Here is a 6,869-nt window from a genome sequence, read left to right as displayed (position 1 = left end):
CATGATGTCGGGGATCCCACAGCGAGAAGACCGCGGTGACTCCCGCAGGGGGGCCGCCACCCGCACCGCTATGCAGGACGAGTTTGGAAACAGGCGCTATAGCGACACGAAGTACGCACGGGTCGCTCGTGCCGCGCCCGGCTCATCCATTGTGGACTTCAGGTGGCGAGTGGGAGCGTGGCGAGTGCGACGCAGGATTCGATGACGAGTCCGTCGTCGATGGCGTCGCCTCGCAAGAGGTCGTGCTGGACGAGCCCGCGAGCCGCCGCGACGGCCGCGGCGGCGATGCGCTTCGCGGCTCCTTCGGGCAATGCGCTCCCGTCCGGATGGGTTCGGGAGGTCAGGGCGGCGGCCAGCGTTTCGACGAGCGGGTCTCCATCGGCGCGCAGCCGTTGCGCCAACAGCGGATCGTGCAGGACCAGGGCGGCGAGTTCGAGCTCGAACAGGTACACCCGCCGGACCTTCGCGGAAGAGGCGGTGCGGGCCATCGCCGCGCCGAAGCTGCGCAACACCTCGGTGGCCGGCCGGTCGGGAGGCAGATCCAGGTCGGTTTCGAGGTCCAGCGCCCCGCGGCCGTGGGTGATTGCCGCGTAGAACATCTCGCGCTTGCCGCCGAACGCGGAGTACACCGCGCCGGTCGTCAGCCCGGCGCGCGCCGCGATCGCTTCCACCGTCGCGGCGCGGTAGCCCGCGTTCGCGACGAGTTCGAGCGTCGCGGCGATCAACGCCTGCCGGTTTCGCTCCTGGGTCTCCGCGCGCGTCGCCACATCGGCTCCTTGAAATAACGACACTATCTGAATAACGTCATTATCCATAGGGCCGGGCGCAACCGCGAGCCCGGGCCGGCCGCACCTCCGAGAAGGACCGATCGCCCATGGATCTCCGCGCAATCGCCGCAGACGTTCCCGACTTCTCCGCCTATCCCACCTTCGACGAGCTGACCGCGTCGACCCGGGAACTCGCCGCCGAGTTCCCGCACCTCGTCCGGGTGCGGACGGTCGGCTCGTCCAGCTCCGGCGACGACATCGAGTGCCTCACGATCGGCGACGGGTCGCGCTCCGCCGTCGTGTACGCCGTGCCGAACTCGAACGAGCCCATTGGCACCCTCACGATCGAATACCTCGCGAGGCGCCTGTGCGAAGACGCGTCGCTGCGCGCCGAACTGGACTTCACGTGGCACTTCGTCAAGGCCGTCGATCCCGACGGCCTCCGGCTCAACGAGGCCTGGCTCAAGCCGCCGATCACGCTGACGAAGTACCACCGCCACTTCTTCCGGGAAGCGATGGCGGAGGAGGCCGACCTCAACTTCCCGATCAGGTACAAGACCCTCGCCTTCGACCGGCCGCCGCCGGAGACGCGGGCGCTGATGTCGGTCATCGACGACGCCGAACCCGACTTCTGCTACGCCCTGCACAACGCCGAGATCGGCGGCACCTTCTACTACGTCAGCCACGAATGCGGGCCGATCCACGCCGTGCTCCAGGAAGTGCCGTCCTGGTTCGGCCTGCACCTGTCCACCGAGCCCGCCACCAACCCCGGTGACGTCCTGCTGGCGCCGGGAATCAGCCTGGTGTCGAGCGTGACGGGCATCTACGACTTCCTCGCGGACAACGGCGTTCCCGACCCGGCCACCACCGCCGTTCTCGCCGGCCACGGCGGGCTCATCAGCGACTACCTGCGGCGGTACCGGACCTTCTGCCTGCTGCCGGAGGTCTCACCCTTCGACGACCCGCGAAGCTGCGACCCGGCACCGTCCTCCCTGACCCGCCGCGAGGTGCTCGCCGCCTGCGTCGAGGTGCTCGCGGCCTCGGCGACGCTCGCGGAGCGGTTCGCCGAGTTCGAGCAGGATCTGCGGCTGGACACCCGTCTGCACCGCGCGGTCCGGCACACCCTCGAAATGTACGGATTCATGGCGGCGCAACAACGAGACGCGCTCGCGGCGATCGAAGACGGCGACGAGCTCGCCACCGTCGCGGAGTGGCATCGCATCATCTTGTTCCGCGGGACGATGCAGCGCCTTCGAGGCATGTACGTGCGCATGCTCGACCTCGACCTGGCGGCACACCCGCCCGGCGAGGCGGCGGCGCGGCTGGCAGGGCATCGAGAAGAAGCTGCTGCGGAGTTCGAGGCCGAAGCGGCACGGCTGGAGCGGGACGTGCCGGAACCGCCGCCGATCCGTTCCGCCGTAGGCACCCAGGTGTGCGCCGGACTGGCCGCGGCCGAGTACGTCCGAGACCACCAACCACGGCGAAAGCCCAGGCGTCATCGCGCGGGCGGTAGGGCGTGCCCGGGTGGGACGATGATGTAGGCGATGCCGCCTGGAGCGTCGGCGACCTTGCCGGTGGCGTCGTGGCGTTTCGTGCGCTGCCAGACGTTTTCGAACTGGGCGCGGGGGTAGATCGTGCGGACCGCGGCGTTGTCGGAGGAGGCGGGGTCGTTCGCGATGACGTCCCCGTCGGCGGTGAATCCGATGATGACCATGATGTGGCCTTCGGTGTCGTAGCCGGCGAGCTCGTCGGCTCGGAAGGACTGCGATGTGATCACCGGAATGCCGTTGCGGATGTACCGTTCCGCGTCGGCCAGCGAGTGCAGCCGGGTGATGTGCGCTTCCAGCCCGTAGGTGGCCGCGTAAGCGGTGTTGAACGGCCAGTTCCCGGTGCCGTCGTAGGCGTAGTCGTACGTCTGGCGTGCGGCGTGCTCGACGGCGGGGTCGGGATGCTGCGGATCGACCCAGGCCAGATCCTGCGCAGATGGCCGTTTTCCCCAGTACTCGATGACCATCTCCGTCGATGTCGGGCTGCACCACGCCTCACCACCGCCGCCGTACTGCGGATAATGTCCACTGTGGATGTTCTGGGAATAGCGAGGCACGGGGAGTTCGATGCCCCAGGCGCCGCCGGGGCCCGAGGTGGGCACCTCGAACCGGTCCGGGATTCTCGAAGCCATCGCGCCGACCATCGACAAGGTGGGCGAGGCCGGAGTTCCGGCGGCGCGGTAGAGCGTGGCGCGGAGCTGGTACTCGGACAGCGTCGTGCCTGGGCTGGTGGTGAAGGTGTCCACGTTGACGGTTCCGTCGACGTCGGCCTGGCCGTCGATGCTCGTGCGGTGGATGTCGGCATCGCCTGACGCCCACTGGCCCAGCACGTACCAGCCGGTTTGCGCGCCGGTGTCGGTCCGGCCCCGCATCTCCACCTGCAGCCAGGTCCCGGGCGGCGTGGAAGCGTTCCAGGAAGCGACCAGCTGGGTCGCCGCGAAGCCGATCCGGTGCGGTGGCGACGTCCACCGCGCGTAGTCGTAGTCGCGTGTCGTGCCGCCTTCGGCGGCGGGATGCTCGACGGTGCCGATCGGCTGATCGATGCGGATGCTCGCCCCGTCGCCGCGGATGCCTTCGGCGTTGCCCGACTGGAAGTCCTGCGCGGAACGCCACTGGCGGAAGTCGATGGCGGACTGCCCGTCGGGAGGCGCGGGTTGCGAGCAGGCGACTGCTGTCAACGCCAGCACGCCGGCGAGCCAGATCTTTCTGGATGTTCGCATCCGACACCTCAATCGGCACCCGCATCGATCGATTCGGAGTGTAGGTTTCCGGCCCCGAACCGGCTACGAGACTCTCTGTGCCGGGTCGGACGCGGAGCGTGATCTTGGTTTGTTAGGGTGCGAAGCGCCGGTGAGGGCGGGATCGGCCGGGATGTGCAACTGGGGATTCTCAAGCCCGTTAGCCCGGGCTCCGGTCGAATCCGACTGCTGTTGTCAACGGCGTTGACCGTGTCGATGCGGGGCTGCCGCGACATGGCCTGGAAGTGCTGGGGAGAGGGACGCCCGCCGTTCCGGAACTGACCAGCGGAATCATCGCTACGACCACCGGCCGTGTGGAACGTCCTTGTCCTGCCTGGAAGTTCGGGGCGAAGGCGGGCGCTCGCGCGGGAGATGCCGGCGGAAGCGAGATCTCCAAGCCCCGCCACGACGCGAAATTCGGGAAAGACGAGATGGAGCTACCGGTCTGGCCGGACGACGGCGCAGGCCCGGTTGCGGAGGTGAGTTCGATGGACGCAATGGATTACGACGTTGTGGTGATCGGCGGCGGCGCGGCCGGCTTGACCGGCGGGATGGTGCTCGCGCGGTCCCGCCGGCGGGTGGTCGTCGTCGATGGCGGCGAGCCGCGCAACACGCCGGCCGAGCACCTGCACGGGTTCCTGTCGCGAGACGGCATGTCCCCGGCGGAGATGTACTCGGTCGGGCGAGTGGAGGTGGCGCGCTACGGAGGAGAGGTGATCGGCGACCGGGTGCAGGGCGTCGAAAGCGGTGCGGAGCGCGGATTCGTGGTGCGCGTCGCGGACGGGCGGGAGCTGATGACCCGGTCGGTTCTGGTGGCCACCGGGCTGCGGGACGAATTGCCCGACATCCCGGGCCTTCGCCAGCGGTGGGGCCACGACGTGCTGCACTGCCCGTACTGCCACGGCTACGAGGTCAGGGACATGCCTCTCGGAGTGATCGGCGGCGAGAACCGGCCCTTCACCGTGCACCAGGCGCAACTGGTGCGGCAGTGGTCGTCCGACGTGGTGTTCTTCCCGAACCGGATCGTCCTGGACGACGAGGAGCGCGAACGGTTGACCGCCCGCGGTGTGCGAATCGTGGAGGGCGACGTGGCGCGCGTCCTCGCGGACGAGAACGGCGTTTCGGGCGTGGAGCTGGCCGATGGCCAGGTCGTGTCGCGGGAGGTGGTGTTCGTCGGTCCTCGGTTCGTGCCGCAGGACGGGCTGTTGAAGGGACTGGGATGCGAGCTCGGGGAGAACGGCTGGGTCTCGGTTGATCCTTCCGGGCGCACCACCGTGCCCGGGGTGTGGGCGGCGGGCAACGTCGTCGACAACCCGGCCCAACTGCTCAACGCCGCCAGCGCGGGCACGACCGCAGCCATCGCGCTGAACCACTACTTGCTGGCGGACGACGTCGAACGGGCCGTCGTGGCGCACCGTTCGAACCGGCCATGATGAACCCGCTCTAGAACGGGTCGGCTGCCGCCGGACGTGATCGAGGATTGCCGGGCCACGTGCTGATGATCGGTGCGTCGGCCCCGCAATTCCGGCGTCGCGAACGACGATCGCATCCGTCGGCGCCATGCCGCGCGGACGTGTTCTCCGTCGGAGTCGGGCGATTTCGCAAATGCGAGTCAGTTTTGCGATAGTCGCCGATCCGTCGGGTGTTACTCGATGGAGGTTTGTTCGGCGAATCAGGTTGCTGCTCGATTACCGCCTGGATACACATGGATTCGGCGAAATTCGAGAAAAGGGCAGCATGGACAACTTCCTGTCAGCTACCGAAGAACTCCTGGCCGACGGCGTCGAGCCCGCCGGAGTGGCAGCTATCTTCTCCGGTGAGCCTCCGGATATCACCGTGTTGCGAGAGCGGGTGGCCGAGCGCTGGGGCCCGTTCTCCCGGCTGCGTTGGATGCTGCCGACAGAAGAGAGTCGTCTGCGGCGAAGGCGCTGGACGGTGCTCGACCGGTTCGACCCGCGACAGCAGGTCGTCGTAGGCGACGACGTGGAACTCGAAGCCCTGCTCGGCGATCTCATGATCCAGCCGCTGGTGGGAGATGTCCCGCCCTGGCGGCTGCACCTGGTGCGCCAGCCGTCGCGAGACGGATTCGCCCTCGTCCTGATCGCGCACCACGCGGTGCTCGACATGGAATCCAGCAAGATCCTGTTCAGCCACCTGCTCGACGGTCCCAAGCCTCGTGCTCGGACCAGAACCGGCGCCACGCCGGAATCGTCATCCGTCCGGCAAACGGCGATGAGCACCTTGCGCAACGTGCTGGTCGGCGGGCGGAGCCTGCCTGTAGCGGATGTGGATACCGAGCCGGAGCTGGCCTGCGCGTCGGTTGACGCGAGGCAACTGCGAGCCGTTCGCAGCGCACTGCCCGGCGAAGGGGTGACTCCGACGGAAGTCCTGCTCGCCGGCGCGGCGGGTGCCGTCCGCAGCGTGTTCGGCCGACCGAATGACTGGCCGGGGAAGCCCGGCGAGTTGTACGCCGTGGTGCCAAAGAACCGCCGCACCTGGCAGAACGCGCAGGAACTCGGCAACGTCCTCTCGGGTGTGCGCATCCAACTGCCCGCCGCGGCGGACCGTCCGGAAGATCGCCTGGCAGCGTGTCGAGGAGCGCTCACCTCCGGTCGCGCGGACTCCGTGGACGGCGCCGCGCGACTGCTCGACGCTGCGCTGCGGCTCGGGCCTTGGGCACTTCGCGCCGCCACCACGCTCCTCACCTCGCCCAACTTCGCGTCCGTGCAATGCACCGCGCTCAGGTGGGCGCCTGGCGCATGGGCCTTCGGCGGTGCGCCACTCCGCCGCGTGGTCGCGATGCCGGACATCCCCGCACCGGGCACGATCAGCTTCTCCCTCGTGGGCTACGCCGACGCGCTGAGCCTCAGCGTTGTGAGCAACACCGTTCCCGGCCACGCCCGGATGCTCGCGGACGCCGTCACGCGGGAGATCGCGCTGCTGGCCGACCTGGCGGAGCCGGCCGCAGCGCGGTCCGAGCCGGACAGCTGATCGGCATACCCGGAAATCCCTTCGAACAAGGAGTTGGACCATGCGGAACGAGGCTGCCCTGCACGAGATCTTCCAAGGCCTCGGCGTGGTGGAGGAGATCCAGGCGGACACGCGGCTGCAAGCCGATCTGGGGCTCGACTCCACCGAGATCACCGCGCTCGAACTGGAACTGGAGCGCCGGTTCGGCGTGCGGATCGACCTGTGGGGCGCCACGGACTTCTCCGTGGCCGAACTCGACGCCGTCATCGAAAGGCGTTGAGAAAGCTATGCCAGATCGGCCCGAGATTCCCGGCATCCCCGAAGAGCGCGCACAAAGCTATCGCGCG

Annotated in this window: 6 protein-coding genes; 4 read left to right on the top strand and 2 right to left on the bottom strand. The window is 68.5% G+C overall.

Annotated features, from left to right (window positions below):
• Positions 1-158: 158 nt before the first annotated feature.
• The gene (locus AB0I53_RS19700; protein ID WP_358604564.1) at positions 159-767 is read right to left on the bottom strand and encodes a helix-turn-helix domain-containing protein; all 609 of its coding nucleotides are present in this window, start codon (positions 765-767) and stop codon (positions 159-161) included.
• A gap of 107 nt (positions 768-874) precedes the next feature.
• Here AB0I53_RS19700 and AB0I53_RS19695 point away from each other — a divergent pair, with 107 nt between their 5' ends.
• Positions 875-2,308 (top strand): M14 family zinc carboxypeptidase, encoded by a 1,434-nt coding sequence (locus AB0I53_RS19695; RefSeq protein ID WP_358604561.1) that lies wholly within the window; start codon positions 875-877, stop codon positions 2,306-2,308.
• Here AB0I53_RS19695 and AB0I53_RS19690 read toward each other — a convergent pair.
• Complete coding sequence (locus tag AB0I53_RS19690; protein ID WP_358604558.1) at positions 2,263-3,534, bottom strand: C39 family peptidase; 1,272 nt, start codon at positions 3,532-3,534, stop codon at positions 2,263-2,265. The genes AB0I53_RS19695 and AB0I53_RS19690 overlap by 46 nt on opposite strands.
• 506 nt (positions 3,535-4,040) lie before the next feature.
• Here AB0I53_RS19690 and AB0I53_RS19685 point away from each other — a divergent pair.
• The 3 genes from AB0I53_RS19685 to AB0I53_RS19675 all read left to right on the top strand — a co-directional run bounded on the left by AB0I53_RS19685 (position 4,041) and on the right by AB0I53_RS19675 (position 6,802).
• Positions 4,041-4,985, top strand: a complete 945-nt coding sequence (locus AB0I53_RS19685) for an NAD(P)/FAD-dependent oxidoreductase (RefSeq protein ID WP_358604555.1) — start codon at positions 4,041-4,043, stop codon at positions 4,983-4,985.
• A gap of 304 nt (positions 4,986-5,289) precedes the next feature.
• Complete coding sequence (locus tag AB0I53_RS19680) at positions 5,290-6,543, top strand: wax ester/triacylglycerol synthase domain-containing protein (protein WP_358604552.1); 1,254 nt, start codon at positions 5,290-5,292, stop codon at positions 6,541-6,543.
• Positions 6,544-6,583: 40 nt separating this feature from the next.
• Positions 6,584-6,802 (top strand): phosphopantetheine-binding protein, encoded by a 219-nt coding sequence (locus tag AB0I53_RS19675; protein WP_358604549.1) that lies wholly within the window; start codon positions 6,584-6,586, stop codon positions 6,800-6,802.
• Positions 6,803-6,869: the final 67 nt, after the last annotated feature.

This window comes from Saccharopolyspora sp. NPDC050389, assembly GCF_040655595.1.
Classification (GTDB): Bacteria; Actinomycetota; Actinomycetes; order Mycobacteriales; family Pseudonocardiaceae; genus Saccharopolyspora.
Note: the sequence above shows the minus strand (reverse complement) of the source record. Positions and strands in the feature narration are given on the sequence as shown.

Coding starts and splice junctions, on each gene's coding strand:
- AB0I53_RS19680 (WP_358604552.1), top strand. CDS start 5,290: ATGGACAACTTCCTGTCAGCTACCGAAGAACTCCTGGCCGACGGCGTC.
- AB0I53_RS19675 (WP_358604549.1), top strand. CDS start 6,584: ATGCGGAACGAGGCTGCCCTGCACGAGATCTTCCAAGGCCTCGGCGTG.
- AB0I53_RS19695 (WP_358604561.1), top strand. CDS start 875: ATGGATCTCCGCGCAATCGCCGCAGACGTTCCCGACTTCTCCGCCTAT.
- AB0I53_RS19685 (WP_358604555.1), top strand. CDS start 4,041: ATGGACGCAATGGATTACGACGTTGTGGTGATCGGCGGCGGCGCGGCC.
- AB0I53_RS19690 (WP_358604558.1), bottom strand. CDS start 3,534: ATGCGAACATCCAGAAAGATCTGGCTCGCCGGCGTGCTGGCGTTGACA.